Below are 25,641 nucleotides of genomic sequence, written 5' to 3' on the forward strand. Positions count from 1 at the left end.
CGTCGTCGGAGCATACACAAGCAAGCGCTCGGACCAAACCGCTCCAAGTCATAAAAACCCCTCGCCGGTTGAGCGCAAAACGTTGTCCCAGACAGCTTGAACGAGACGGCACGCGGGCTGTGGCGCATGACTAACCGGTCATCCGCACCCGCAGAATGTTTGCGCGCAGGTGGTTTTGTGTCGACCACCCGGCATTGGGATTTGCCCGTCTCCCCCCGGCACCCTAGAATGCGCCGATGCGCGATGATCTCTCCCTTTTGCTGAACTCCCTCAACGATGCCCAACGCCAGGCCGTAGCGGCCCCCGTTGGCCGTCAGTTGGTCCTGGCCGGTGCTGGCTCCGGTAAAACCCGAGTGCTCGTGCACCGTATCGCCTGGTTGATCCAGGTCGAGAACGCTTCTCCCCATTCCATCCTGTCGGTGACATTCACCAACAAGGCGGCTGCCGAGATGCGCCATCGCATCGAGCAGTTGATGGGCATCAGCCCGGCCGGCATGTGGGTGGGCACCTTCCACGGCCTGGCGCACCGCCTGTTGCGGGCGCATTGGCAAGAAGCGGGGCTGAGCCAGACGTTCCAGATCCTCGACAGCGACGACCAGCAACGCCTGGTCAAGCGGGTAATCCGCGAGCTGGGCCTCGATGAACAGCGTTGGCCGGCCCGCCAGGCCCAGTGGTTTATCAACGGCCAGAAAGACGAAGGCCTGCGCCCGCAACATATCCAGGCCAGCGGTGACCTGTTCCTGGCGACCATGCGCAGCATCTATGAAGCCTACGAGGCGGCCTGCGTACGCGCCGGCGTGATCGACTTCTCCGAACTGCTGTTGCGTGCCCTCGACCTGTGGCGCGACAACCCCGGCTTGCTGGCCCATTACCAGAAGCGCTTCCGGCATGTTCTGGTGGACGAGTTCCAGGACACCAACGCCGTGCAATACGCCTGGTTGCGCCTGCTGGCCAAGGGTGGCGACAGCCTGATGGTGGTGGGCGATGACGACCAGTCGATCTACGGCTGGCGCGGCGCGAAAATCGAGAACATCTACCAGTATTCCGAAGACTTCCCGGACGCGGTGACTATCCGCCTCGAGCAGAACTACCGCTCCACCGCCGGGATCCTGAAGGCTGCCAACGCTTTGATCGCCAACAACACCGGGCGCCTTGGCAAAGAGCTGTGGACCGACGGCGGCGAAGGCGAAGCGATCAACCTGTACGCCGCGTTCAATGAGCACGATGAAGCGCGCTACGTGGTGGAAACCATCGAAAGCGCGCTGAAAACCGGCCTGGCGCGCAGCGACATCGCCATTCTCTACCGCTCCAACGCCCAATCGCGGGTGTTGGAAGAAGCCTTGTTGCGCGAGCGCATCCCGTATCGCATCTATGGGGGCCAGCGCTTCTTCGAGCGGGCGGAAATCAAGAACGCCATGGCCTACCTGCGCTTGCTGGAAGGACGCGGCAACGATGCGGCGCTGGAGCGGGTGATCAATATTCCGGCCCGTGGCATCGGTGAAAAAACCGTCGAGGCCATTCGCGAACACGCCCGCCATGCCGATGTGTCGATGTGGGAGGCCATGCGCCTGCTGATCGCCAATAAAGGCCTGACAGGCCGCGCCGCCGGCGCATTGGGCGTGTTTGTCGAGCTGATCGAGAACCTCGCGGCCAAATGCGCGGAAATGCCCCTGCACTTGATGACCCAGACCGTGATCGAACAGTCCGGGCTGATCGCCTACCACGAGGCGGAGAAAGGCGAGAAAGGCCAAGCCCGGGTAGAAAACCTCGAGGAACTGGTCAGCGCCGCCCGCGCCTTCGAAAACATCGAGGACGATGAAGAGCAGACCCCGCTCGCCGCTTTCCTTGGTCACGCATCGCTGGAAGCTGGCGATACCCAGGCCGACGAGCATGAAGACAGCATTCAGCTGATGACCTTGCACAGTGCCAAGGGCCTGGAATTCCCGTATGTGTTCCTGGTGGGCATGGAAGAAGGCCTGTTCCCCCACAAGATGAGCCTGGAAGAGCCCGGCCGCCTTGAGGAAGAACGCCGCCTGGCTTACGTGGGCATTACCCGGGCCATGCAGAACCTGGTGATGACCTATGCCGAGACCCGACGCCTGTACGGTAGCGAGACCTACAACAAGGTGTCGCGCTTCGTACGTGAAGTGCCGAAGGGGCTGATCCAGGAAGTGCGCCTGTCCAACAGCGTCAGTCGCCCGTTCGGCGGCGGCCAGCAGCAGAACTCCAGCACTATGTTTGCCGGCTCCGAGATCCCGGAAACCCCGTTCAGCCTGGGTCAGCAGGTCCGGCATGCGATCTTCGGCGAGGGCGTGATCCTCAATTTCGAAGGCGCCGGCGCCCAGGCGCGGGTGCAGGTCAACTTCGCCGAGGGCAGCAAATGGCTGATGATGGGCTACGCGAAGCTCGAAGCCGTCTGAAACCGATCGTTTGTGGCGAGGGAGCTTGCTCCCGCTGGCGTGCGCAGCGCGCCCGTTTTTCAGGGCTGCTGCGCAGCCCAGCGGGAGCAAGCTCCCTCGCCACAACAAGCCCGCCTATGAAACACTGCGTAACATGAAGATGCTTGGCTCGCCCTTGTTTTAGACGAGCACGGGCCAATATCTGTAATAAGTCCTACAGACCATTCTGAATCGGTCCTACGTAAAAGCCCGAAACATTATGTCGCTAGCCACTGTCACGACACCTGTGCAACATGGCGCGCGTGCAATCCACAAATGGGAATTCCCTTTATGAAACGTTTTCTTAGCATCGCCATGGCGTTGTGCATCGGCTTGACGATGAGCCTCGACGCCAACGCCAAACGCTTCGGTGGCGGCAAAAGCATGGGCTCGGCACCGACCCACCAGACCAGCCAGATGGCTCCATCCGCCGGTGCCGGCGGTGCTGCGGCTACCGCAGGCGCGGCCGGTGCTGCGGGCGCTGCTGCCAAGGCCGGCGGTGCTTCGCGCTGGTTGGGACCATTGGCCGGCATCGCCGCCGGTGGCCTGCTCGCCTCCATGTTCATGGGCGGCGGCTTCCAGGGCATGCAGATCTTCGACATCCTGATCCTGGCCGTTATCGCCTTTGTGATCTTCCGCTTTATCGCCGCCCGTCGCCGCAAGCAGCAGGAGCACCTGGCTCCGGCCGGCGCGCCGATGCAGCGTGAAGTGTTCGAGCAAAAACCGGCCATGGGTTCGATCTTCGGTGGTTCAGCAGCGCCTGCCGCCGCCCGTCCGGTGATCAACGCCCCGGCCTGGTTCAACGAAGAGCGTTTCGTCGAAGCGGCCCGCAGCCACTTCCAGTCCCTGCAGCAGCACTGGGACGCCAACGAAATGGACAAGATCTCCGAGTTCGTGACCCCGCAACTGCTCGAGTTCCTCAAGCGCGAACGCGCCGACCTGGGTGACGCCTTCCAGTCGACCTATATCGACGACCTGCGCGTACAACTGGAAGGCGTGGATGATCGCGCCGACAAGACCATCGCCACCCTGACCTTCAGCGGTGTGTCGAAGACCTCGCGTTTCGACCAGGGCGAAGTGTTCAGCGAAAGCTGGAACATGGAACGCGCCCAGGGCGACAACCAGCCATGGCTGGTCGCCGGTATCCGCCAGAACGGCTGATACCTGCTCGTGTGAGCACGCGGTAACAAAAACCCCGGACATGTCCGGGGTTTTCTATTTCACGGTTGCACTTATAGCGAGCTACTGTATAAAACGCCCCTATAAACCGCGCCTACTAGCAAGAGGATCCCGGCCGTGGAAGAAATCATCGAACAACTGCGTGAAGCCAACGAACCGGTCCCGGTTCCTTTGGAGCTGCCTGACGAAGACCAACTGGTGGAAATCGAGGAACAACTGTTCATCGACATCCCGTTTGTGTTCCGCGAATTCCTGCTGACCGTCAGCGACGTGGTCTACGGCAGCCTCGAGCCGGTGACCGTCACCGACCCGCAATCCCACACCTATCTGCCGGATGTTGCCGCCAACGCCTGGGATGCCGGGGTTGATCGCAGCATGATCCCGATCTGCCAGGATGGTGACGATTACTACTGCGTCGAGGAAGACGGCACCGTGGTGCTGTGGTCCGCCGAGGAAGAACTGGTCCAGGAAGAAACCTGGGAGTCGGTGTGGCACTGGGCACGGGACGTCTGGCTGGAAAGCTGATTCCCAAACCCTCTAGTGCTCCGGCGTATCCTTGTGGTTATCCAGCGTCTCCAGCAAGGCCACCTGCATCCGCGTGTGCACGCGGATGAACCAGCGCCAGAGCACCGCCGCCACCGCCGCCGTGACTACTGCGATCAGCACCAGCAACTTGTTGGTCGGCAGGATACTGGCCGACAAGGCTGCCAACAGCAGGAAGATCACCAGCAGTGACAGGATGGGGATTAACTCTGCAATCACCCGCCGCACCCGCTGGGTATGCCGGCCCGCCATTTCCGGCTTCACGCTCATCTCGGCCAGCAACATCGACAACGCCTTGAGCTTGCGATACGCCGCAATCAGGAACGGCAGCGACAAGAGCAACGCCCCGCCCCAGATCAATGCCTTCTGCCAGCTTTGATCGCTGATCCAGCCTTCCAGATACCCACCGATGCGCGCCGCGAAAAAGCTGCCGGCGAAGAAAATCGCGATCACCAGCGCCAGGTTCACTCCCACTTGCAGCACGATCTTGCGGATCATCGACGCCAGCATGGCGCCTTCGCCTTGAGGCTGAATACTGCGCAGCCATTCGCCATACATCCCGAATACCCGGCTCATGCGCTGGGGCATCAAGGCGGCAATTTTCAACGACAGCGGGTCGGCACCGCGGATCAGGTAAGGCGTAAGCAAGGTGGTGATCGCCGAAACCGCCACCGCCACCGGGTACAGGAAATCGCTGGTGACTTGCAGGGTCATCCCCAGCGCCGCAATGATGAAAGAGAATTCGCCGATCTGTGACAGCCCCATGCCCACCCGCAGCGAGGTGCGGCCATCGTTGCCAGCGATAAACGCGCCCAGCCCGCACGACAGCATCTTGCCCAACACCACCGCCACGGTGATCACCGCAATCGGCCAGGCGTACTGCAGCAAGATCTGCGGGTCGATCATCAACCCAATGGCCACGAAGAAAATCGCACTGAACATGTCGCGCACCGGCTCGATCAGGCGCTCGATTTTAATCAGTTGGCGTGATTCGGCCATAATCGCGCCGATCAGGAAGGCCCCCAGCACCATGCTGTATTCGAGCTTGACCACCAGCAGGCAGAAGCCGAAACACAGGCCCAACACGGTGATCAGCAGCATCTCGTTACTTTCGAATTTGGCGACGTAGGCCAGCAGGCGCGGCACCAGCAGAATGCCAATCACCAGCGCAACAATCATGAACAACGACAGCTTGCCCACGGTGGAAAACACCTCGCCGGAGCTGACCGTGCCACTGACGGCGATGCTCGACAGCAAGGCAATGATGCCGATGCCCAGGATGTCCTCGACGATCAGCACGCCGAATATCAGCTGGGCGAACCGCTGGTTCTTCATCTTCAGGTCATTGAGCGCCTTGACGATGATGGTGGTCGAGGAGATCGCCAGGATCGCGCCGAGAAACAACGAGTCCATGGTGTTCCAGTCGAACCATTGGCCGATTTCGTAGCCGATCCAGATCATCAGGATGATTTCCAGGAACGCCGCGATAAACGCCGTGGCGCCCACCTTGAACAGCTTGCGCAGGCTGAACTCCAGGCCCAGGCAGAACATCAGGAAGATCACCCCTAGTTCTGCCAGGGTCTTGATCGTGTCTTCATCGTGAATCAGGCCGAACGGCGGCGTGTGGGGGCCAATGATGAAGCCGGCGACGATGTAGCCCAGCACCACCGGCTGCTTGAGGCGATGAAACAGAATGGTGACAACCCCCGCCACCAACATGATCACGGCCAGATCCTGGATAAAACTGATGGCGTGCATGGCGAAGGGCTCCTTGAAATGGCTGGCGCTTTCTCACTTTCCGCGTGTGCTACCGCTGAAGGAAAAGTCTGCCGTGATCGTAAGAAATGCCCGGAGATGGGCTTTTGAAGGTTAACACCGCGACTTCCGCCGGAAAGCCGGTGCAATATATGGAAACAGATCGACCCGCGCGTGACGGCAAGCCGTCCACTGGCGTCCCGTTAGGGATGGCGCTGCAAAGCCCCCAGCACCCGCAGAGGTGCCCTACCAACCAATGCCTACAACCCGTGAGTGTGCTATGGAACCCGGAAACGCCCAGCTGTCGATGACGGTATTGATGACCCCTGACATGGCCAATTTCTCAGGCAATGTCCACGGCGGCACCCTGCTCAAGTACCTCGACGAAGTGGCGTACGCGTGCGCCAGCCGTTATGCCGGCCGCTATGTGGTCACGCTGTCGGTGGATCAGGTGATTTTCCGCGAGCCGATCCATGTCGGCGAGCTGGTGACCTTTCTCGCGTCGGTCAACTACACCGGCAACACCTCGATGGAAGTGGGCATCAAGGTGGTGACCGAGAACATCCGTGAACGCTCGGTGCGTCATACCAACAGTTGCTTTTTCACCATGGTGGCGGTGGACGACCAGCGCAAACCGGCCGCCGTGCCGCCCTTGCAGCCGCACAACAGCGAAGACAAGCGCCGCTTCGTACAGGCCCAGCAGCGTCGGCAGATTCGCCAGGAATTGGAAAAGCGCTATCAGGAAATCAAGGCAGACGCGCCTTAAATTCCAAGCTGCGAACCGGATCAAATGTGGGAGGGGGGCTTGCTCCCGATAGCGGTGTGTCAGTCTCGAACATGCTGACTGACACACCGCCATCGGGGGCAAGCCCCCTCCCACATTGGTTCTGTGTACTTACAGGCTGATCGGCGTGGCTTCAAAGCGTACGCGGGGATGGGCAATGCGATCCTGCGCCCGCACCAGTTCCAGTTCATAACTGGCACAGGCCTGGGTCTCCAGCAGCACCTCGTGCACCGCCGCGGCGGTGAATTCGAAGGCCGCCAACAGGCTATCGCCCAGCAGCACCCGCGCCAGGAACAACCCTGACGTCAGGTCGCCCACACCCACCGGCTGGCGCGGGAATGCCAGCAGTGGCCGACGCAAGTGCCAACTGCCATCAGCCGTCACCAGCAGCATCTCGAAGCCGTCCGGCAGCTTGCCGGGGTAATCCAGATGCTTGACCAGCACCGCCTTCGGCCCGCGCGCCAGCAGGGCTTTGGCCATCGCCAGGCAATCGAACAGCGATTGCGGTTTGCGCCCGGCAAAGCTGTCCAGCTCCAGTTGATTGGGGCACAGGAAATCCGCCATGGCCGCCGCCTCGTTCAGCAGGAAATCACTGACTTCCTGCGGCACGATGCAGCCTTTTTCAGGATGGCCCATCACCGGGTCGCACAGGTACATCGTCTTGGGGTTGAGCGCCTTGATGCGCGCCACGCCGGTAAGAATCGCACGCCCCTGATCCGCACTGCCGAGGTAGCCGGACAGCACTGCATCGCAGTTGCCCAGCTCGCCGATGGCCGCGATACCCTCCACCAGTGCCGGAATCTGCTGCGGCGCCAGCACTTCGCCCGCCCAGTGGCCATACTGTGTGTGGTTGGAGAACTGCACTGTGTTGAGCGGCCATACATTCACCCCGACCCGCTGCATGGGGAACACGGCGGCGCTGTTTCCGGCGTGGCCGAAAACCACATGAGACTGGATCGCAAGCAGATGGGGTGTGCGTTTCATGCAGGAGATGTCCATAAAGCCGTTGAAATTCTGGCCGCGCAGTATGCGACTAAACGCAGCCTGTACGACAGACCGGCGACACAGTTAAGCTGCGCTCACTTTGTTGGAGTTCATGGAATGCTGACCCTGGGAAACATGTTCGTGTTGATGCTGCTGGCGACCGGCGCCGCTTGGGTCTGGCACAACCATGGCCTGCGCGAGCGCGCGTTGGAGCGGGTCAAGCAGCACTGCGCCAAGCTCGATATCGAACTGCTTGATGGCGCGGTGGCACTCAAACGCATCGGTTTCGTGAAGGATGCCAAGGGTCGGCGCCGGTTGGCACGGGTCTACAATTTCGAGTTCACCGTGACAGGCGAGGCTCGCCACAGCGGCACCATTACCCAATTTGGCGCCCACAGCGCGCAGATTGAATTGGCGCCCTACCCGTTCGAAGCCAAGGAGCCGCTGCCCAGCGCCAACGTCATCGAGCTGAGCCAGTGGCGCCAGGACCACGCAACCAAGAACCGTCAGTAACGGCAGGCAGCCAGAGCGGCCTGCAATGCCGCCACGTTCTGTGGTGCGTTGAAGATCAATTCGATACGTGAATCGCGGCGCCATTCGCTGGGTTGCCAGGCGAGTGAACTGTTATCCACAGCGTTGGCGGACATCCACGCGTCACGGCTGTGGATAACCAGTTTGGCGCGACGCCATTGCAGACCCGTCAGCCATTGGCTCACTCGTTCCAGGTCAAATCGCTGGCTCGGATGCCAGCGCCAGCCAATGCTCCAGCCACCTTCCTCGGCTTGGCTCAAGCAGATTGGCAACGTGGGGTCACTCCAGATCGCCGGCATTTGCGCCAATCCTTGGGGCACCGCGAAGTTATCCACAACCCCGCCAGCCTTGGCTTTCAAGCCAGGCAATTGTTCCAGAGGCAACTGAGCCTGGCGCGTCCAATAGAGCGCGTTGCCAGGTAACCGCTGCTCAATAGCCTGGCGTTGCTCAGCGTCCAGCGCCTCATCCTTGTTCAATACCAGCAAGCCGGCACCGGCCAGCGCCTCCTGCTGCGCTTGCGGCAAGGGTTTGCCCGCTGCCAGGGCCTGTGCGTTCAGCACCAGCACCCAGGGCTGAACCGCCAGCACACCTTGCCATGGCGCTTCGCCTAACTGTTTGAGCAACTGCGCCGGATGGCCCAGGCCTGACGGCTCGATAAACAACCGATCCGGCTTGGCCTTACGCAACAACCGACCCAGACCTACCTGGAACGGCGCACCATTCACACAACACAGGCAGCCACCCGCCACTTCGCCCAAGGCAATGCCATCGTCAGCTTGAGTGAGCAAGGCCGCGTCCAGGCCAATCTGCCCGAACTCGTTGATCAGCACCGCCCAGCGCTCGTTGGCCGGGCGTTGGGCAAGCAGGTGTTTGATCAGGCTCGTCTTGCCGGCGCCCAAGGGCCCGGCAATCACGTGGGTGGGAATGTTCTGCAGCATGGGTTGGCATCATTCAGACCGTGTAGAGCGTTTGATCCTACGCGTTTATGCAAGCCAATCCAGCGTGAGGATCAAGCGACGCTCATTGGCTTTCAGTGCAGGTGAGCGGTGAATGAGGCCATGGTCTTCGTTGCCATGCCATTTGGTGCCCTTGAGCAGGGCCACCTCGCCACAGAGGATTTGCTCGATGCGCTCGGTGGGCTCTGCGTCGGGCTGGCTTAATCGCCGGCGGTCCATGACGCCTTCGCGCAGCCATTGGCTGCCGACGCCAGCGTAGGTGGTGATCAGCCGCACAGGCACATGGTCGACGTGAAAACGCGGGCACATGGCCCTGTCCAGCAGGCGCAGACGCACGCCGATGCGCCTGGCGCCCAGCAGGCAGGCGAATGCGCTGACCAGCCAGGACACGTCGGCGATAAAACCGTCATAGCCTTCAAGATCGCGGCAATGGGGCGTCAGCCCCTGCAGGTTCGGCGCGCTGTCTTCGCGGTCCAACTCGATGACCAGTGCTTCGGCCAGCGGCTCATCGAGCCCGACGATCAACGCACCGAATTCGGCGATGTGCAACGGCAGTTGACGCTGCCACAGCGCCAGGTTCACGCCGTCTTCCAGGATGTCAGACAGCGCCAGCGGGGTTTGCCCGCGGGTTTGGCGAACCACCGGGCGCAGGGGAGTAAGCGGGGCCAACATCAGGCGGCGGCCTCTTCATACCAAGGGCCAAAGGGATCGGCCAACTGGCGCCAAGCTTCGGCGCCCAAGGCCATTTCGTCATCCGTGAGCAAGCATTGGTCCAGCTCGGCGCGCATCTGCGCAAAGTCGATGTGCTGGCCGATAAACACCAGCTCCTGACGGCAATCACCAGTGCTCGGTTGCCAGTTGTCCATGATCGCCGCGACACCTTCTGCGTCTTGCGGCCACTGGCTTTTCGGCACAAAACGCCACCAGCGCCCGGCAAAGCCATGCCGCATCATACCACCGGCCTGGGACCAACTGCCGGCGTCCTGGTGTTTGCTGGCCAGCCAGAAGAAACCTTTGGAACGCAGCAGTTTGCCGTTCTCCCAAGGGCGGTCGATAAAGTCGAAAAACCGCTGTGGATGAAACGGGCGGCGCGCACGGTAAGCGGTGGACGCAATGCCGTACTCGTCGGTTTCCGGCACGTGTTCACCGCGCAATTCCTGTAACCAGCCCGGTGCCAGGGCAGCCCGTTCGAAATCAAAGCGGCCGGTGTTGAGGATCTTGTTCAGCGGCACTTGCCCCATGACCATCGCAATGATCTGCGCCTGGGCATTGAGGCGTTCAAGAATGGCCATCAGCTCTTCGCGCTCGCGGCTGCTGATCAGGTCGATCTTGCTGACCAGTATCACGTCGGCGAACTCGATCTGTTCGATCAGCAGGTCAGTGATCGAGCGCTCGTCCTCCTCGCCCAAGGTTTCCCCACGTGAGGCCAGACTTTCTGCGGCCTGGTAGTCGAGCAGGAAATTCACCCCGTCGACCACTGTGACCATGGTGTCCAGGCGTGCGACATCCGCCAGGCTCTGCTGGTTTTCATCGCGAAACGTGAAGGTTTCGGCCACAGGCATGGGTTCGGAGATGCCGGTGGATTCGATCAGCAAGTAATCGAACCGACCTTCCCTGGCGAGCTTGCCTACTTCTTCGAGCAAGTCCTCGCGCAGGGTGCAGCAGATGCAGCCGTTGCTCATCTCAACCAGTTTTTCTTCGGCGCGATTGAGCGTAACGTCGCGCTGCACCTCACTGCCGTCGAGGTTGATTTCGCTCATGTCGTTGACGATCACCGCCACCCGCAGGTTTTCGCGGTTGCGCAGTACATAGTTGAGCAGGGTGCTTTTGCCGGCGCCGAGAAAGCCGGACAACACGGTGACGGGTAGACGGTTGGGCATCGGTTCGCTCTCATCAGGCTGCCCGGTCGAGCCAGGCTTTGTTTTTATGTTATAGTATAACAATGCAAATAAGCCAACCCTCCTTGCTCTTCGCGATTTTCGCCCTGTTATCAGCAGTGGCAGGACCTGCCTGTGCCCAACCCCCAAGCCTGCTGGCCAACTGCACCCGCAGCGCCAACCTGCTGGCCTGTGTCGACCCGCTGGGCAACGCCTATAGCGTGGCGACCGTTGGCAGCACCACGTATCTGCGCGGGTTCGAAGTGATCGGCAAACGCTACTGGGCACAAACCAACAGCCGCTATGGGCAGCTGACGTTCTTTACCGGATTGGCATCGGACGGTGAGGCGTGGGTTGGCTACACGCGGCGCGTGGGCTGGACCACCCTTAACCGGTTCTCCAGTTCGGGCGGCGCCAGCGCCAGGTTCACCTGCAGCCGAATGACCGGCTGTTAGACCTGGCCCTTCTTCTGTTCCTGCACCCATGCCATATAGCTGTTCATCGGCGGGTTCTTTTCGAAATATTTTTTCAGCCCGTCGAACAAACCGTCTGCCACCGCCTGTTGATGGCGCGCAGTCACAAGCCGCTGGGCGTCCTGGGTGTTGGAGATAAACCCGGTCTCGACCAGGATCGACGGCACGTCCGGTGACTTGAGCACCGCGAACCCGGCCTGCTCCACGCGTTTCTGATGCAGGCTGGTGATGTTTTGCAGGCTGCCCAACACCGAGCTGCCCAGTTGCAGGCTGGAGGCGATGGTGGCGTTCATCGACATGTCGAGAATCACGCCCGCGAGCATCGGGTCCTTATCCTTCAGGTTGAGTAACGTCGTGGCGCCAAGCAGGTCTGCGCCGTTTTCGCGCTGCGCCATGAAACGCGCGGTTGCCGAGGTAGCACCGCCCTCGGACAACGCATACACCGAGGCCCCCGATGCGGTGAGCCTGGGTGCCGCGTCGGCATGCACCGAGATGAACATGTCGGCTTTGTGCTGGCGGGCTATGTCCACGCGCTTGCGTAAAGGCACGAAGAAGTCATCGTTGCGCACCAGCTTCACATCGAAACCCTTTTCGCGTTTCAAGCGTTTAGCCAGCAACTGGGCAATCGACAACACCACGTCTTTTTCCCGCTGGCCTTTGGGGCCGATGGCACCGGGGTCTTTGCCGCCATGGCCAGGGTCGACCACCACGATGATGTCGCGCCTTGGATGAGCTTTATCCACCGGCGCGGTCAATGGCGCAGGCTCGGTGGCTATTTGACGAGGCGCCGAGGTGGCGCGAGTCAGGTCGAGTACCAGGCGATGACCCTGACCTTCCTGGGGTGGCAATAAAAAACTGTTGAGCTGCATCGGTGCGGCCAGGTCCAGCACGATGCGGGTGTCGGCCTTGCCGAAATGCCCGGAGCGAATCGAGGTAATTCCGCTGTTCTTCAGCATCAACTGGGAAAAGTCACCACTGAGCCCGGCGCCGCTCAGGTCGATGATCACGCGTTCCGGTGCGGCCAGGGAAAACGTCTTGTATTGCACCGGGCCGCTGAGGTCGAACACCAACCGCAGCTTATCCTCCGAACGCCACAGGCGCGCATTGCGGATTTGCGTGGCGCAGGCCCCCAGCGGCAAGGCGAATAAGGGGCTGACCAGCAGCAGGTTGAGGAGCTGACGTCTGTGCATGACCAATACCGCAAATAAAGGAGCGTCCCTGCTCAACGTGGCTGAAGAAAGGCTGGGGCAGAAATTTCATCGTCGAAGCGATTGTTATACTATAACATGTCGAATTATTTCCAACGATGGACCTGCTTATGAATGCGCTGACTCTGCCGGATATCGCTGCGCAGGCTTCACGCCAAGCCTTGCCACTCGACTGGGTCGGCATGTGCGGCATCGCCTTGCCGGTTCTGCTTGAGGGCCAACGTCTGCCCGCCACCGCCGATGCAGGGGTGAGCCTGGACGATGGCTTGGCCCGTGGTATTCATATGTCACGTCTGTACCTGGCGCTGCAGGCGTTCGACCAGCAACCGCTTACGCCTGCACTTCTGCGTAATGTATTGCAGCGCTTTCTCGACACACATGAAGATTTATCTAACAACGCCTACCTGCGGATCCACACCCATTTACTGTTGAAACGCCCCGCCCTGGTCAGCCCACTGGACGGTTGGAAGCGCTACCCGGTAAGCATCGAGGCGCGTCTGGAAAACCAGATGTTCCACGTGGAACTAAAAATTGACGTTGCTTATTCCTCAACCTGCCCGTGCTCCGCTGCCCTTGCCAGGCAATTGATTCAGCAGCAATTTCTCGAAGATTTCGCCAACACGCCATTGCGGCATGCAGACGTGTTGACCTGGCTCGGCAGCACCAATGGCATCGTCGCCACGCCCCACAGCCAGCGCAGCAGCGCACAGCTACAGGTGCATGTGCAAGGCGAACAATTGGCCATCGTCGATTTGATCAACGCCGCCGAAGCCGCGCTCGGCACCGCCGTGCAAACCGCAGTCAAGCGTGCGGACGAACAAGCCTTCGCCCTGGCCAACGGGCAGAACCTGATGTTCTGCGAAGACGCCGCCCGCCGTCTGAACCTCGCCTTGAAACGCTCGGATGCGGTCAAAGCCTTCCACCTCAAAGTGATCCACGCTGAAAGCCTGCACGCGCACGATGCCGTGGCAGAAAGCCGCTGGACGAGACCCTCCCCATGATCACCTGCAACGCTTTGCGCTGGGGCGCCCCGGGCCAACCGCTGACCCCCGCCGTGGATTTCACCCTGGAAAAAGGCAGCCTCACCGGCGTCATCGGCCCCAATGGCTGTGGCAAAAGCAGCCTGCTCAAAGTCATCGCCGGCCTGCAAAAGCCGTTGGTGGGGACCGTCAGCGTCGCTGTTCCACGCCGTGGCGGCTTGGCGTTCCTGCCTCAGCAGCAACACTTGGACCGACAGTTCCCCATCAGCCTGCAAGAACTGGTTGCCGCCGGATTCTGGGGCACCCGGCTCACACCACCGCAACGCAGCGAGCGCCTGCAAACCGTGCTGGAAGACTGGTGCCTCAGCGGCCTGGAGCAACGCCCATTGATGGCCCTGTCTGGCGGCCAGCTGCAACGCGCCCTGCTCGCCCGCATGAGCCTGGCCGACGCACCGGTCCTGCTGCTCGACGAGCCGCACGCGGCCCTTGACGAAGAAGGCCAGGCGCTGTGCTGGAAACACATTCACGCCTGGCACGAAGCGGGCCGCACGCTGATGGTCGTCTGCCATGACCTGGCCTCGGTGCGCCATCACACCCCGCACGTGCTGCACATCAAAAGCACCGGCTGCGCGCTGGGCCCAAGCAAAGAGCTGATCCGCCCACAACCGCAACTGCAGGTGGCCTGATGCACTTTGCTGCTCACTTGTGGATGCCCTTTGTCGACTTCGTCTTCATGCGCCGCGCGCTGATCGGCGGCCTGTTACTCGCCTGCAGTACGGCGCCGCTGGGCGTGTTTCTGATCCTGCGGCGCATGAGCCTGATCGGTGACGCCGTGGCCCACGGCATCCTGCCCGGTGCCGCCCTGGGCTTCTGGTTCGCCGGGTTGAGCCTGCCGGCACTGACTATCGGTGGCCTCGGTGCGGGCCTGAGCATGGCCGGGCTATCCGCCTGGATCACCCGCCGCACCGGCCTGCGTGAAGACGCCAGTCTCGCCGCCATCTACCCCATCTCCCTCGCTGCCGGCGTGCTGATCCTGGGCATCGCCGGCAAGCGCCTGGACCTTTTGCACCTGCTGTTCGGCTCTGCCTTGGCCGTGGACGAAACCACCCTCACCGGCATGCTCTGGGTCTGCGGCTTGAGCCTGATCGCCATGGCGCTGATCTACAAACCGCTGCTGCTCGATACGCTCGACCCGCTGTTTCTGCAAACCGTCAGCCGCCTCGGCCCGCTCGCCCATGGGCTGTTCCTGACCCTGGTGGTGCTGAACCTGGTCATCGGTTTCCAGGCCATCGGCGCCTTGATGGTGGTGGGGTTGATGATGTTGCCGGCCATCGCTTCGCGCTTCTGGAGCCGGCGCCTGCCGGTGCTGATCGCAGTATCGGCGGCGCTGGGATGCCTGTCGGTGTGGCTGGGATTGTTGCTGTCGTTCTACTACTCACTGCCCAGCGGCCCGGCCATCGTGCTGGTGGCGGGCGCCGGGTATGCGTTGTCCGTGGTTTTCGGTCCGGTGCACGGCTTGCTGCGCCGCCCGCCCTTGCTTACATCCCAATGAGGTGTTTTCCGATGCGCGCTCTACTCGTGCTGTTCAGTCTGCTGCTGCCCCTCTCGATGGCCCAGGCCGTCGATAAACTCCAAGTGGTCACCAGCTTCAGTATTCTCGATGACATCACCCACCAGATCGGTGGCGATCATATCCAGATCAGCAACATGGTCGGCCCGGACGCCGACGCCCACACCTACGAACCCACGCCGGACGACGCCAAGGCGTTGCTCAAGGCGAAACTCATCATCAAGAACGGCCTCGGCTTCGAGCCCTGGTTGGACCGACTGGTGCGCAGCACCGAGACCAAGGCCACGGTGGTCACCGCCAGCAAAGGTGTGATCTCCCACACCATGGACGAGGACGGCGAGACCATCCCGGACCCACACGCCTGGCACAACCTGGCCAACGCCGAGATCTACGTCAACAACATCACCAAGGCCCTGGTGACCGCCGACCCGGCCAACCAGGCGGACTACCTGCGCAACAGCCAGGCCTACCTGAAAGAAATCCACCGCGTGTTGGCCGAAGCCAAGGCCAAGTTCGGCGCACTGCCGTCGGGTAACCGCCGCATCGTGACCTCCCATGACGCCTTCGGTTACCTGGGCCAGGCCTATGGCATCCAGTTCCTCGCGCCACAAGGTTTGTCCACCGAGCGCGAGCCGTCAGCCGCCGAAGTGGCCGCGCTGATCACCCAGATTCGCCAGGACAAGGTCAAGGCCGTGTTCATGGAGAACATCAAGGACTCACGCCTGCTCAAGCAAATTGCCGACGAAAGCGGCGCGCAGATCGGCGGAACGCTGTACTCCGACGCCCTCGCCACCGAAGGCCCGGCCAGCACGTTTATCGGGCTGTTCGAATACAACCTCAATACCTTGTGCGCGGCACTGGGCACACCATGACTCGCAATGCCTGAAGGTTCTGCGTCAAGCGCGAGGTTTGACCGTACCGCAATCGTTGCCCAGCCATTGCGCGTGAGTGTCCAGGCTGCCCTTTTGCTGGATGCCGGTGGCATTGAAGGTGCCGTTGACGGTGGTGGTGAATTCTTTCTGGCTCTGGAAAGTCGCCACGCCTACGCCTTGGGCTTTCGGGCAACTGAAGCGGAATTTCCATTGGTTGCCGGTCTTGTCGGTCACTTGCTGTTTGCAACCTGATTGCGGGTCCGTCAGGGGGATGGAATCGGACGCGACCTGAGCCGGCGTCAGGCACACCTGCACGCCTTTACCGGCCATGGTGATGCCCTGTTTTTCCAGCATGGCGCGCTGTTCAGGGGTCATCTGTTGCTTGAGCTGACCGAGGATCAGCGACAGGTCCGGCAGGTCCTGGTTATCGACTTTCATATTGCTGGTGGTCAATTCCCACAAGCCCGGCGCCAACATCTGTGCCTGTGCTGCCACCGGCAGCGACAAACCAACAACCATGGATAAACAGAGCAGACGAGCATTCATCGGGTAACTCCTGGGCAATTGTGGGCGTTAGACGTCGCAAAGGTGCCAGTGTTGCACGGCAAATAAAATAGCGACATTCGCTGTGGAACATGGTCTGTTACGCATTGGACTGCCCGGAGTAATGTCGTTCATGGATTTTTTTGGCCCGCACCTGCTCGCCTACTTCATTGCCACGCTGCATTTTTTCGGGAGCCTCGCCGCGATTCATGCGGTACTGACCGTCAGGACCGCCCAAGGCTCGATCGCCTGGGCGTTGTCGCTGATGTTCATGCCTTACCTCACGCTGATTCCCTACCTGATTTTCGGCCGCAGCACCTTCGACGCCTACATCCAGGCGCGTCGCCAGGCCAACCAGGAAATGCATACGGCCATCGCCGAGTTGAACTGGCGCCCCTGGGTCGAGGAAGCGCTGGCCGCGCGCAATTCCAGCGCCTACGCCTCTTTGCGCGCCATGCCCAAATTGGGCCGCATGCCCTGCCTGGCCAATAACCAAGTGCAGTTGCTGATTAACGGCGACGCCACCTTCAGCGCAATCTTCGAGGCCATCCGCAGCGCGAAAACCGCTGTGCTGTTCCAGTTCTTCATCATTCATGACGATGAACTCGGTCGCCAACTGCACAGCTTGCTCACGGCAAAAGCGGCCGAAGGCGTGAATATTTACGTGCTCTACGACCGCATCGGCAGCCACGCCCTGCCCCATCGCTATGTGCAGTCGCTGCGCGACGTCGGGGTTAACGTCAAAGCCTTCGCCACCCGCAGCGGCTGGCTGAACCGCTTCCAGGTCAACTTTCGCAACCACCGCAAGATCGTGGTGGTGGACGGCATCACCGGGTTCGTCGGCGGGCACAATGTGGGCGATGAATACCTCGGCAAAAAGCCGCCCCTGGCGCCATGGCGCGATACCCATGTACAGGTCACCGGCCCGGTGGTGGCGTGCTTGCAAGAGTCGTTTGCCGAAGACTGGTTCTGGGCCGCACGCCAACTGCCACCCCTGATTCTGCCGGACGCTTACCCCGAGAATGGCGTGCTCTGTCAATTGCTCGCCAGCGGCCCGGCCGACTCGTATGAAACCTGCTCGCTGTTTTTCGTCGAGGCCATTCACGCCGCGACCGAACGCGTGTGGATCACCAGCCCGTATTTCATCCCCGACGAAGCCGTATTCGCCGCCCTGCGCCTGGCGGTCTTGCGCGGTGTCGACGTGCGCCTGTTACTGCCATCGCGCCCTGATCACCGCATTGTCTATGCCGCCTCCAGCCTTTACGCGATCGAAGCGGTACGCGCTGGCGTGCGGGTGTTCCGCTATACGCCGGGCTTTCTGCATCAGAAGGTGGTGCTGGTGGATAGCGAAATCAGCGCCATCGGCAGTGCGAACATGGACAACCGTTCGTTCCGGCTGAATTTCGAAGTGATGTTGCTGACGGTCGACGAAGCCTTCGCCAAAGAGGTGGAGCGGATGCTGCTGGACGACTTCGCCCTGGCCCATGAAGTCAGCCAGGAGGAAAGCCGCGAAACCCGGCGCCTGCAACAACTGGGTATGCGCGTGGCGCGCTTGATCTCGCCGATTCTCTGACAAACACCACTGTAAAAATGTGGGAGGGGGCTTGCTCCCGATGGCGGTGTGTCAGCAGCTAATGGGTAGCTGATACACCGTCATCGGGAGCAAGCCCCCTCCCACATTTGGCTCTTCAGTGTGCTGAAAAAATGCCTCAGCGGTAGATATCTTCCCGCGTCCACGGCAGTTCATGGCTGCCATCGGCATGGGGTTTCACCGCCAGGATCTGATGCAGGTTGATCCAACCTCGTGCAAAGGCATAGGCGCAACCCGCCAGGTACAGGCGCCAGATACGCAAGGCGTGCTCCGGCACCATCTTCGCCGCCGCTTCGAGGTTGTCCTCCAGGCGCTCGCTCCAATGGTCCAGGGTGCGTGCGTAGTGCAGGCGCAGGCTTTCGACGTCGACTACTTCCAGCCCGACTTCGCTGATTTCGGCCGTCATCATCGCCAGGTGCGGCAACTCGCCGTTGGGAAACACATAGCGCTCGATAAAGTCCCCGGCGCCACGGCCCACGGGGCGGCCGTCGGTGTGTTTGGCGGTAATGCCATGGTTCATCACCAGGCCGCCTTCGCGCACGGCGCCGTGCAGAATCTGACAGTATTGCGCCAGGTTGGCGTGGCCGACATGTTCGAACATGCCCACGCTCACCACTTTGTCGAAACGGCCGTCCTGCGGCAAGTCGCGGTAGTCGAGCAGCTGCAGATCGACCTGGTCCTCCAGGCCTTCGGCCTTCACTCGCTCCTGGGCCAGGGCCAGTTGTTCCTTGCTCAAGGTGATCCCAAACACCTTGACCCCGAATTCCCGCGCCGCAAACCGCGCCAGCCCGCCCCATCCACATCCCACATCGAGCAGATACTCACCCGGCTGCAGCCGCAATTTGCGGCACAGATGGCGGAATTTGTCTTGTTGTGCCTGGTCGATGGACTCGCTGCCGGTTTCGAAATAACCGCAGGAATACACCATGTCCTGATCCAGCCATAGCTGGTAGAACTCGTTGGACAGGTCATAATGGTAGGAAATGGCCGCCGCGTCGGTCGCCTTGTCGTGGATCGAGCGCACCGGCCGAGGGCCGTCGTCGTCTTCGATCAAGGCGTGACTCAACTCGTCACATACCCTGATCACCTCGGCGATGGAGCCTTCCAGCTCCAGTTTGCCCTCGACGAAGGCTTCGCCCAGGGCGTCGAGCGTGGGATGGGTCAGTTGTGAGACGACCGTAGGGTCCTTGACCACGATAGTCACACTGGGCTCGGGGCCCAGGTTGAATTCATGGCCGTCCCAGAGTCGAAGACGCAGCGGTAGCTGAAGATTCTGTAAGGCCGGTGGAAGTTGCGCGAGCATGAGTAGTCCCCCCTTGTTTCAGACGTCTGCTGTGAGGGTAGACCATCCAAAATAAAGTAGGAAGCTATCGATTAAATAACTGCCTTCTATATAGCCCGACGCTCGAGCAACCCGTCCTGGATCCACTGTTTCAGCCATGTGGCAGCTTGCAGTGGCGCACCCTCTTCATAAGTGACTGCCAACTCGACGCACAGTTCTGAAAAGTTCCAGCTGCTGGCGGTCATGCCCATCAGGGCGTGGGCTTCGGCGGGCTCGAGACTGCGGTAACGACACAGGTTCTGATGGCGCCACACCAGGCAGGCCTGCGCCGGGTCCAGCGCCTGGCTGCCGGGAAAGTCCGATTCATCCTTATTGGCCCGCCAGATGCTCAGCGTGTTGAAACGGCACGTTAGCTGCTGCACTGAAGGCACCAGCGATACGCGCAATGCCGGCCAGTCTTCAGGCGCCAATTGCGCCATATGGTCGAGGGTCAGCGCCTCGCCCGCAGGCGCGTCGAATGCCAGGGTGAATGCCCACTCCAGCCGCGCCAGTTCGTCCAGCGGGGCACTTTGTTCGGCCGTCAGGTGTTCAAGGATAAACCCTGCAAAACGTTCACCCAGCCAGCGCAGGCTGTAATGGGCCGAGGGATAACGACGAATATACGCTTGGCTCAGCGCGGCAAATTCATCATCGCCCAGCCAATACCGGATGGCGGCAAAGTCGTGACGTAATACGTCCTGCAATCGGGACAGGTAGGCGTTGTGATAAATCGCCAGGCCCGTGTCCACATCCAGCGTCGGCCCGCCAAGCAAGGTGGCGGCAAAGCCACTGTCGGCAGTGCAGGTTTCAGACAACAGATGTGCCTCGAACGCCCGTTGCCAATCGATCAAGCGCATAGCGACCGCCTGGCCAACGCAGTGGCACCCAGTTCCCGGGCCTTGTTCAATTCAGCCAGCAGCACTTCGAACGGCGGGAAATGATCGTCGCGCTCCAACAGCGTCGAGACCGGCCCCAGATGTTCCAGCGTGCGCTGATAGAGCGCCCACACCGGATCGCACACCGGCTGATCGTGGGTATCGACCACGTAGTCGCCGTAGTCCCTATGCCCCGCCAGATGCAGCTGGCGAATGCTTTCAGGCGGCAGGTTGCGAATGAACTCCCAGGCATCGAACCCATGGTTGCGCGAGCTGACGTACACATTATTCACGTCCAGCAGCAATTGGCATCCGGTCAGATGCGCCAGGGCATTGAGAAATTGCCACTCGGTGAATTCATCGGCCTTGGAGCGCACATAGCTGGAGACGTTTTCCAGCACCAGCGGGCGTTGCAACACGTTCTGCACCTGAAGCACGCGACCAGCCACGTGGTACAGGCTTTCTTCGGTGTATGGCAGGGGCAGCAGGTCATGCAACTGGTGTGCGCTGCCACGGCTCCAGCACAGGTGATCGGAAATCCAGGCGGGCTGGATGCGCTCGGCCAGGGCCTTTATCTGCTTGAGATAATCGGTGTCGATGGAATGGGGCCCGCCGATCGATAACGACACGCCGTGCATCACCAAGGGATAGCGTTCGGCTATGGCGTCCAGGTAATACAAGGCCTTGCCGCCCTGCACCAGATAATTCTCGGAGATCACTTCGAACCAATCCACTGCAGGGGATTGGGCAAGGATCTGTTCATAGTATTCGTGACGCAAACCCAGGCCGTAACCCAGGGAGGGGAGAGAACGGGTCATCATGCGCTCCTGGAAAGTGTCCGCAGCGGCGCGAGGTCCGCTGCGGTTGCACTCGTGTGTCGGTTACTCGCCGACTTTGCCACCGGCTTTGTCGCACTCAGCCTTGGTCATGGCCTTGAAGCCGTGGCCCTTGCACACCGCCTGGCCTTTGCAGGCGTTTTCAGCGGTTTTGCAATCGTTCATGCCTTTGCAGGAGGTGACGCCGTAGCAATGAACCGGCGCGTCGGCGGCCTGTACCTGGGTGGCGACGCCGGCAAACATGGAGGCCGCAGCGATAGCCAGGGCAGCACCGGAAACGGCGTGTTTGATATTCATTGTGTAGTCCTCATCGGTCAGTGGTGATGCCGGTCTGAGCGGATTGCCCAGTCTCGACACACCACTAGAGTGAGGCGCCCTTTTAGCGTTACAGCCCGGTACGAAGTTTTCTGAAATTATTCGTCAAGCTTCAACAGCGGCTCCTGAAAACGCAGCAACCGCCCGGCGTTACCCAGTACCAGCAAGGTGCTGAGGTTATGCAACACCGCTGCGATCATGGCCCCGGCGGCGCCCAGCCAGCCGAAGGCGGCGAACACCACGATGGCCAGCGTCCAGCCCAGGCCGATGATCACATTGACCTGCAAGGTGTGCCGGCACTGGCGGCTCAAGCGCACGCAGGTGCCCAGGCGGCGCAGGTCGCTGCCGATCAACACCACGTCTGCCGAGGCCAGCGCGATATCGGCACCGCCCGCGCCCATCGCCACGCCGACCACACCGGCTTTGAGGGCAAGGGAGTCGTTGATGCCATCCCCCACCACCATCGGCCGGAAACCGCTGCCGATCTCCCCCAGCACACGGTTGAGTTTGTCTTCCGGCAGCGCTTGGGCCTGGACCTCAGCGATGCCCACATTCACGGCCAGGCTGTCGGCCACGCTCTGGCGGTCACCGGTGAGCAGCAGCTGGCGACCCAGGCCCAGCTCGCGCAGTTCCTGCAGGGCCTGGCGCGCCTCGGGTTTGACGCTATCGGCCAGCAGCAGCCAGGCCAGGAACTGTCCGTTCAGCGCCAGCCCGGCAATCGGGCCGTCGTGGTTGGGCACTGAGGTCGTGGCAATAGCCAGTTGCTCGAACAGTTCGGGACGGCCCAGCGCCGCTTCGCCCTGTTCAGTGTGCGCAACGACACCGAGTCCCTGGCGCTCGCGAATATCGGTCAGCACCACGCGTTGTTGCTGTGTCGCCAACCCCGCCAATGCACGGCTGACCGGATGGCTGCTGGCCGCACCGAGGCTGGCCGCCAGGTTGAGCAAGGCCTGGCGATCGGTAGACGCGGTTTCGATGGACTGCAGGCGCAAGGTGCCGAAGGTCAAGGTACCGGTCTTGTCGATAACCAGTGAAGTGAGGTCCGCCAACTCTTCCAGAAACGCCGAGCTGCGAATCAGGATGCCGTGCCGTGCAGCGACCGCGATCCCGGCAATTGCGGTAGCCGGCGCCGACAACACCAACGCACACGGGCACGCCGCGACCAGCACGGCAAGCATCGCCTGGGCGTCGTTGGTGACGAACCAGGTGACCGCCGCCAATAGCAGCACCAACACCATGTAGCTACCGGCGTAACGCTCCAGCAACCGCGTGATCGGCGGCTTGGAACGCTCGGCGTTCTGCATCAGCGCAATCACTTTGCCCAGGGTCGACTCATTGCCCGTGCGCGTCACTTCAAGGCGCAGCAGGCCGTCCAGGTTGATCGCCCCGCCAAACACCTGCACGCCCACGCTGGCTTCCAACGGTACCGATTCACCGGTGATCGGCGCCGTGTCCAGGCTGGCCTGGCCCGACAGCACCACGCCATCGGCCGGCACGCGGTCGCCGGCGCGCACTTCGACCACATCGCCGGTGTTCAGCGTGCCGTTATCCACTTCCACAATGCTGCCGTCAGCCTGCACCCGGCGCGCATGGCTGCGCGTGAGTTTACCCAGCGCCTGGATCGCTTCCTGGGAACCGATCACGCTGCGCTCTTCGAGCACATGCCCGAAAATCATGATGATCGGCAGCAGCGCTGCGGTCAGCAGATCGCCGGTGGCCCAGGCGCCGATCATCGCCAGCGCGATCAATTGGTCAGTGATGCCATGCAGGCTGGGATAGCGCAGGCTGTACCAGGCCGAACGCATCACCGGCACGGCCACCAGCAGCGAGGCCACACCGAGCAGCAGTTGGCTGACCCCGCTCTGGTCCGCCGCCAGCCAGCGCCATACCAGGCCCAATACGAGTAAACCCAGGGCCAGCATGGCCAGGGTCAATTGCCGGGCGGCGCTGCGCTGCTCGGCGGAGGTCAGCATGGGTGCGCTCATTGCTCGGCTCCCTGAATGATCAGACGGGAGTCGTCTTTAGGATCGACGGTGGTGACGGAGCCGGCCTGGCCCAGAATCTTCGGCAGGCGCTCGCGGTACAGGCGCAGCAACAGGCCCGGGTCTTGGACTTGCGCCAAGCTGGTGACGGCAGCGGTCTGCGCCTGGGCATTGGCCAGGCGTTCACTGGCTTGGGCATGGGCGACTTGCACCTGGCGGTCAGCCTCCTGGTTGGCGGTTTGGGTGAGTTTTTCCGCATCGGTACGCGCGTTGGCCACCGCTTTGTCGGCTTGCTGGCTGGCGGTGAGTACCGCATTGAACGCGTTCACCGCCGGGCCCGGCAGGCTCGATTGCACATCGACCCGCGTCACTTCGATGCCCAGGCCCAACCCGCTGGCAGTCAACTGCGCCAAACGCTTATTGATGCCTTGCACCAGGTCGCCGCGCAGTTTTTCGCGGCGCTCGGCGGCGCCGTTGTCGGCGCCGATCAGCTCAGGGCGCGCGACCAGGATGGTGTCCAGGTCCCGCGCCGCCGTCAGGGCCACTGCGCTGCGGGTCACCAGGCGGTCCAACGCCGGCAGCACATGTTCGCCCTGCAACACAAAGGCGTAGGGCTCGGTGACCTTGTAGAACACCCGCACATCCAGCTGCACGATCCCGGCATCGCCGGTCAGCAAATAGCCGGAACCGGCCAGCGTATCGCTCAGGGGTGTGGCGAAACTGGCCACGCGGTCAGCCTGCACGGCCGCCTCAGAACGCAACAGGTTCTCCACCCGACGCTCGATCACCCGGTCTGCCGCCGGCAACAGCACCACCTGCTCGAACGGTTGCGGCCAGGCCAGCAGCAGCCCGGCGTTCTGAATGCGGTCGAGGGCGCCGAAATGCAGCACCATGGCGCGGTTCTGCGGGTCGATCTGGCGCACATTGGAAAACGCCCAGGCCAGCGCCGCCAACACGGTGACCGCGTACAGCGCCAGGAACGTCAGGCGCCCGGCCTGGATCCAGGGGCTGTCCGGGCTGTCACGCTCACTCATGGCTGCACATCCTTGGGCCCGTCCACCAGCGCGCGGAACGGCGCGGCATCGGTGCGCAGGATGATTTTGGTGCCCGGCGTCACCACGGTGCCCAAGGTATCCAACGAGCGCAGCAGGTTGTACAGCTGCGGATTACCCGCGTAGGCGCGTCCATAAATCTGCGCCGCTTCGACCCGCGATTGCGCTTCGATATCGGCGGCTTTCACCGTGGCGTCGGCTTGCATGATGCGCGCGTCACGTTCGGCTGCCGAGCGGATCTGCGCCGCCTCACGCTTGCCCACGGCGGTGCGCTCGGTGGCAATGGTTTCACGCTCGGCGCGCATGCGGTCGACCGTGGCGGTGAGGGTCACCGACGGCAATGTCAGCCGTTCGATACCGACCTGGGCCACGCGTACGCCATAGGTGGCCAGCAATTGCTGATCGATCTGCTGGCGCAGTTGGGCTTCGAAATCGGCGATGCGCACCTGGTTGGCGTCGGTATTGATCAGGCTGGACAGGTCAAAACTGGCCGCCGTGGTTTCCAGCGCCGAACCGACGAAGGTACGAATCTGCCGCGCCGCTTCATCCGGCTGGTTCTGCACCGCACGCATGAAGCGCTGCACATTGTCGGTATCGCCCTGCACCTGCCACGCCACGTACGCCTGCACGATGATCCGCAGGCCATCGCGGGTACCCACATCCTGCAACCCGCTGGAGGTGGTGCGCAGGCGCAGGTCAACCGGAATCGCCGCTTCAAACGGCGCCGGCCAGCGCCAGCCCAGGCCCGGTTCCAGCAGCACCCGCACCGGATTGCCGAAACGGGTAATCACCGTGGCCTCGCCGGAGCGCACCTGTACCAGACTCGCCGCCGCGATGGCAAACAGCACAAGCACTACCGCCCAGGCCATACGCCGCCAGGGGAAAGGGCTGTCTGCCTGTTCATCGCCATGATGGTGATGGTGGCCGTGATGATGGTGATGACCGTGATCGTGAGAATGAGCGCTCAACAGACAGA

Annotated in this window: 25 protein-coding genes; 11 read left to right on the plus strand and 14 right to left on the minus strand. The window is 61.8% G+C overall.

Annotated elements, in window-relative coordinates; genetic code table 11:
* The first annotated feature begins 236 nt into the window (after positions 1 to 236).
* The 3 genes from uvrD (at position 237) to C4J92_RS26620 (ending at position 4,142) form a co-directional block, all read left to right on the plus strand.
* Positions 237 to 2,420, plus strand: a complete 2,184-nt coding sequence (gene uvrD / locus C4J92_RS26610; RefSeq protein ID WP_124372330.1) for a DNA helicase II — start codon at positions 237 to 239, stop codon at positions 2,418 to 2,420.
* 309 nt (positions 2,421 to 2,729) lie between these two features.
* Positions 2,730 to 3,599, plus strand: coding sequence for a Tim44 domain-containing protein (locus C4J92_RS26615; RefSeq protein ID WP_124365039.1), 870 nt, complete (start codon positions 2,730 to 2,732; stop codon positions 3,597 to 3,599).
* A gap of 135 nt (positions 3,600 to 3,734) precedes the next feature.
* Complete coding sequence (locus C4J92_RS26620; protein WP_078735291.1) at positions 3,735 to 4,142, plus strand: SMI1/KNR4 family protein; 408 nt, start codon at positions 3,735 to 3,737, stop codon at positions 4,140 to 4,142.
* Between the two features lie 12 nt (positions 4,143 to 4,154).
* Here the strand turns inward: C4J92_RS26620 and C4J92_RS26625 are convergent, their stop codons facing one another.
* Positions 4,155 to 5,918: a cation:proton antiporter gene (locus C4J92_RS26625; RefSeq protein ID WP_124405712.1), complete on the minus strand. Its 1,764-nt coding sequence runs from the start codon at positions 5,916 to 5,918 to the stop codon at positions 4,155 to 4,157.
* A gap of 277 nt (positions 5,919 to 6,195) precedes the next feature.
* Here C4J92_RS26625 and C4J92_RS26630 point away from each other — a divergent pair, with 277 nt between their 5' ends.
* The gene (locus tag C4J92_RS26630) at positions 6,196 to 6,681 is read left to right on the plus strand and encodes an acyl-CoA thioesterase (RefSeq protein ID WP_034110411.1); all 486 of its coding nucleotides are present in this window, start codon (positions 6,196 to 6,198) and stop codon (positions 6,679 to 6,681) included.
* Between the two features lie 129 nt (positions 6,682 to 6,810).
* Here the strand turns inward: C4J92_RS26630 and pdxY are convergent, their stop codons facing one another.
* Positions 6,811 to 7,683: a pyridoxal kinase PdxY gene (gene pdxY / locus C4J92_RS26635; protein ID WP_124405713.1), complete on the minus strand. Its 873-nt coding sequence runs from the start codon at positions 7,681 to 7,683 to the stop codon at positions 6,811 to 6,813.
* A gap of 117 nt (positions 7,684 to 7,800) precedes the next feature.
* On the opposite strand from pdxY, the gene C4J92_RS26640 reads away from it, so the two are divergent.
* Positions 7,801 to 8,196, plus strand: coding sequence for a DUF3301 domain-containing protein (locus C4J92_RS26640; RefSeq protein WP_124365041.1), 396 nt, complete (start codon positions 7,801 to 7,803; stop codon positions 8,194 to 8,196).
* Here the strand turns inward: C4J92_RS26640 and C4J92_RS26645 are convergent.
* The 3 genes from C4J92_RS26645 to zigA are packed head-to-tail and all read right to left on the minus strand — an operon-like array spanning position 8,190 to position 11,050.
* The gene (locus tag C4J92_RS26645) at positions 8,190 to 9,152 is read right to left on the minus strand and encodes a GTP-binding protein (protein ID WP_124405714.1); all 963 of its coding nucleotides are present in this window, start codon (positions 9,150 to 9,152) and stop codon (positions 8,190 to 8,192) included. The genes C4J92_RS26640 and C4J92_RS26645 overlap by 7 nt on opposite strands.
* Positions 9,153 to 9,197: 45 nt before the next feature.
* A complete protein-coding gene (locus C4J92_RS26650) occupies positions 9,198 to 9,842 on the minus strand; it encodes a DUF1826 domain-containing protein (protein WP_124405715.1) in 645 nt (214 codons plus the stop codon).
* Positions 9,842 to 11,050: a zinc metallochaperone GTPase ZigA gene (gene zigA / locus C4J92_RS26655; RefSeq protein WP_124405716.1), complete on the minus strand. Its 1,209-nt coding sequence runs from the start codon at positions 11,048 to 11,050 to the stop codon at positions 9,842 to 9,844. The genes C4J92_RS26650 and zigA overlap by 1 nt, the downstream gene beginning before the upstream one ends.
* 62 nt (positions 11,051 to 11,112) lie before the next feature.
* Between zigA and C4J92_RS26660 the strand changes: the two genes are divergently transcribed.
* Positions 11,113 to 11,502: a glutamine synthetase gene (locus tag C4J92_RS26660; protein ID WP_372238360.1), complete on the plus strand. Its 390-nt coding sequence runs from the start codon at positions 11,113 to 11,115 to the stop codon at positions 11,500 to 11,502.
* Here the strand turns inward: C4J92_RS26660 and C4J92_RS26665 are convergent.
* Complete coding sequence (locus C4J92_RS26665; RefSeq protein ID WP_124405718.1) at positions 11,499 to 12,710, minus strand: N-acetylmuramoyl-L-alanine amidase; 1,212 nt, start codon at positions 12,708 to 12,710, stop codon at positions 11,499 to 11,501. The genes C4J92_RS26660 and C4J92_RS26665 overlap by 4 nt on opposite strands.
* A gap of 128 nt (positions 12,711 to 12,838) precedes the next feature.
* Here C4J92_RS26665 and folE2 point away from each other — a divergent pair, with 128 nt between their 5' ends.
* Genes folE2 through C4J92_RS26685 form a run of 4 tightly spaced genes read left to right on the plus strand, consistent with a single transcriptional unit; the run spans position 12,839 to position 16,150 of the window.
* The gene (gene folE2 / locus C4J92_RS26670) at positions 12,839 to 13,729 is read left to right on the plus strand and encodes a GTP cyclohydrolase FolE2 (RefSeq protein ID WP_124405719.1); all 891 of its coding nucleotides are present in this window, start codon (positions 12,839 to 12,841) and stop codon (positions 13,727 to 13,729) included.
* Entirely contained in the window at positions 13,726 to 14,394 is a 669-nt protein-coding gene (locus C4J92_RS26675) for a metal ABC transporter ATP-binding protein (RefSeq protein WP_124405720.1), read from the plus strand. The genes folE2 and C4J92_RS26675 overlap by 4 nt, the downstream gene beginning before the upstream one ends.
* Positions 14,394 to 15,260, plus strand: coding sequence for a metal ABC transporter permease (locus C4J92_RS26680; protein ID WP_124405721.1), 867 nt, complete (start codon positions 14,394 to 14,396; stop codon positions 15,258 to 15,260). Before C4J92_RS26675 ends, C4J92_RS26680 begins: the two co-directional genes overlap by 1 nt.
* A gap of 11 nt (positions 15,261 to 15,271) precedes the next feature.
* Positions 15,272 to 16,150, plus strand: a complete 879-nt coding sequence (locus C4J92_RS26685) for a metal ABC transporter substrate-binding protein (protein WP_124405722.1) — start codon at positions 15,272 to 15,274, stop codon at positions 16,148 to 16,150.
* A 24-nt stretch (positions 16,151 to 16,174) separates the two neighbouring features.
* Here the strand turns inward: C4J92_RS26685 and C4J92_RS26690 are convergent, their stop codons facing one another.
* A complete protein-coding gene (locus C4J92_RS26690; protein ID WP_065933659.1) occupies positions 16,175 to 16,696 on the minus strand; it encodes a DUF3617 domain-containing protein in 522 nt (173 codons plus the stop codon).
* A 130-nt stretch (positions 16,697 to 16,826) separates the two neighbouring features.
* Here C4J92_RS26690 and cls point away from each other — a divergent pair, with 130 nt between their 5' ends.
* Positions 16,827 to 18,266: a cardiolipin synthase gene (gene cls / locus C4J92_RS26695; RefSeq protein WP_124405723.1), complete on the plus strand. Its 1,440-nt coding sequence runs from the start codon at positions 16,827 to 16,829 to the stop codon at positions 18,264 to 18,266.
* A 136-nt stretch (positions 18,267 to 18,402) separates the two neighbouring features.
* Here cls and cfaB read toward each other — a convergent pair whose 3' ends face one another.
* The 7 genes from cfaB to hflC all read right to left on the minus strand — a co-directional run bounded on the left by cfaB (position 18,403) and on the right by hflC (position 25,636).
* A complete protein-coding gene (cfaB, locus tag C4J92_RS26700; RefSeq protein ID WP_124365052.1) occupies positions 18,403 to 19,587 on the minus strand; it encodes a C17 cyclopropane fatty acid synthase CfaB in 1,185 nt (394 codons plus the stop codon).
* Positions 19,588 to 19,673: 86 nt separating this feature from the next.
* On the minus strand, positions 19,674 to 20,462 hold the full coding sequence (locus C4J92_RS26705; RefSeq protein ID WP_124405724.1) for a DNA-binding domain-containing protein: 789 nt from the start codon (positions 20,460 to 20,462) through the stop codon (positions 19,674 to 19,676).
* Entirely contained in the window at positions 20,453 to 21,298 is an 846-nt protein-coding gene (locus C4J92_RS26710; RefSeq protein WP_124405725.1) for a DUF692 domain-containing protein, read from the minus strand. The genes C4J92_RS26705 and C4J92_RS26710 overlap by 10 nt, the downstream gene beginning before the upstream one ends.
* A 63-nt stretch (positions 21,299 to 21,361) precedes the next feature.
* On the minus strand, positions 21,362 to 21,613 hold the full coding sequence (locus C4J92_RS26715) for a hypothetical protein (RefSeq protein ID WP_124368894.1): 252 nt from the start codon (positions 21,611 to 21,613) through the stop codon (positions 21,362 to 21,364).
* Between the two features lie 116 nt (positions 21,614 to 21,729).
* Positions 21,730 to 23,616 carry a cation-translocating P-type ATPase gene (locus C4J92_RS26720; RefSeq protein WP_124405726.1) on the minus strand — a complete coding sequence of 629 codons (1,887 nt, stop codon included), beginning with the start codon at positions 23,614 to 23,616 and terminating at the stop codon, positions 21,730 to 21,732.
* Positions 23,613 to 24,647 carry a protease modulator HflK gene (gene hflK / locus C4J92_RS26725; protein WP_124405727.1) on the minus strand — a complete coding sequence of 345 codons (1,035 nt, stop codon included), beginning with the start codon at positions 24,645 to 24,647 and terminating at the stop codon, positions 23,613 to 23,615. The genes C4J92_RS26720 and hflK overlap by 4 nt, the downstream gene beginning before the upstream one ends.
* Complete coding sequence (hflC, locus tag C4J92_RS26730; protein WP_164485308.1) at positions 24,644 to 25,636, minus strand: protease modulator HflC; 993 nt, start codon at positions 25,634 to 25,636, stop codon at positions 24,644 to 24,646. Before hflC ends, hflK begins: the two co-directional genes overlap by 4 nt.
* Positions 25,637 to 25,641: the final 5 nt, after the last annotated feature.

Origin of the sequence: Pseudomonas sp. R3-18-08 (assembly GCF_003852065.1) — a bacterium.
Classification (GTDB): domain Bacteria; phylum Pseudomonadota; class Gammaproteobacteria; order Pseudomonadales; family Pseudomonadaceae; genus Aquipseudomonas.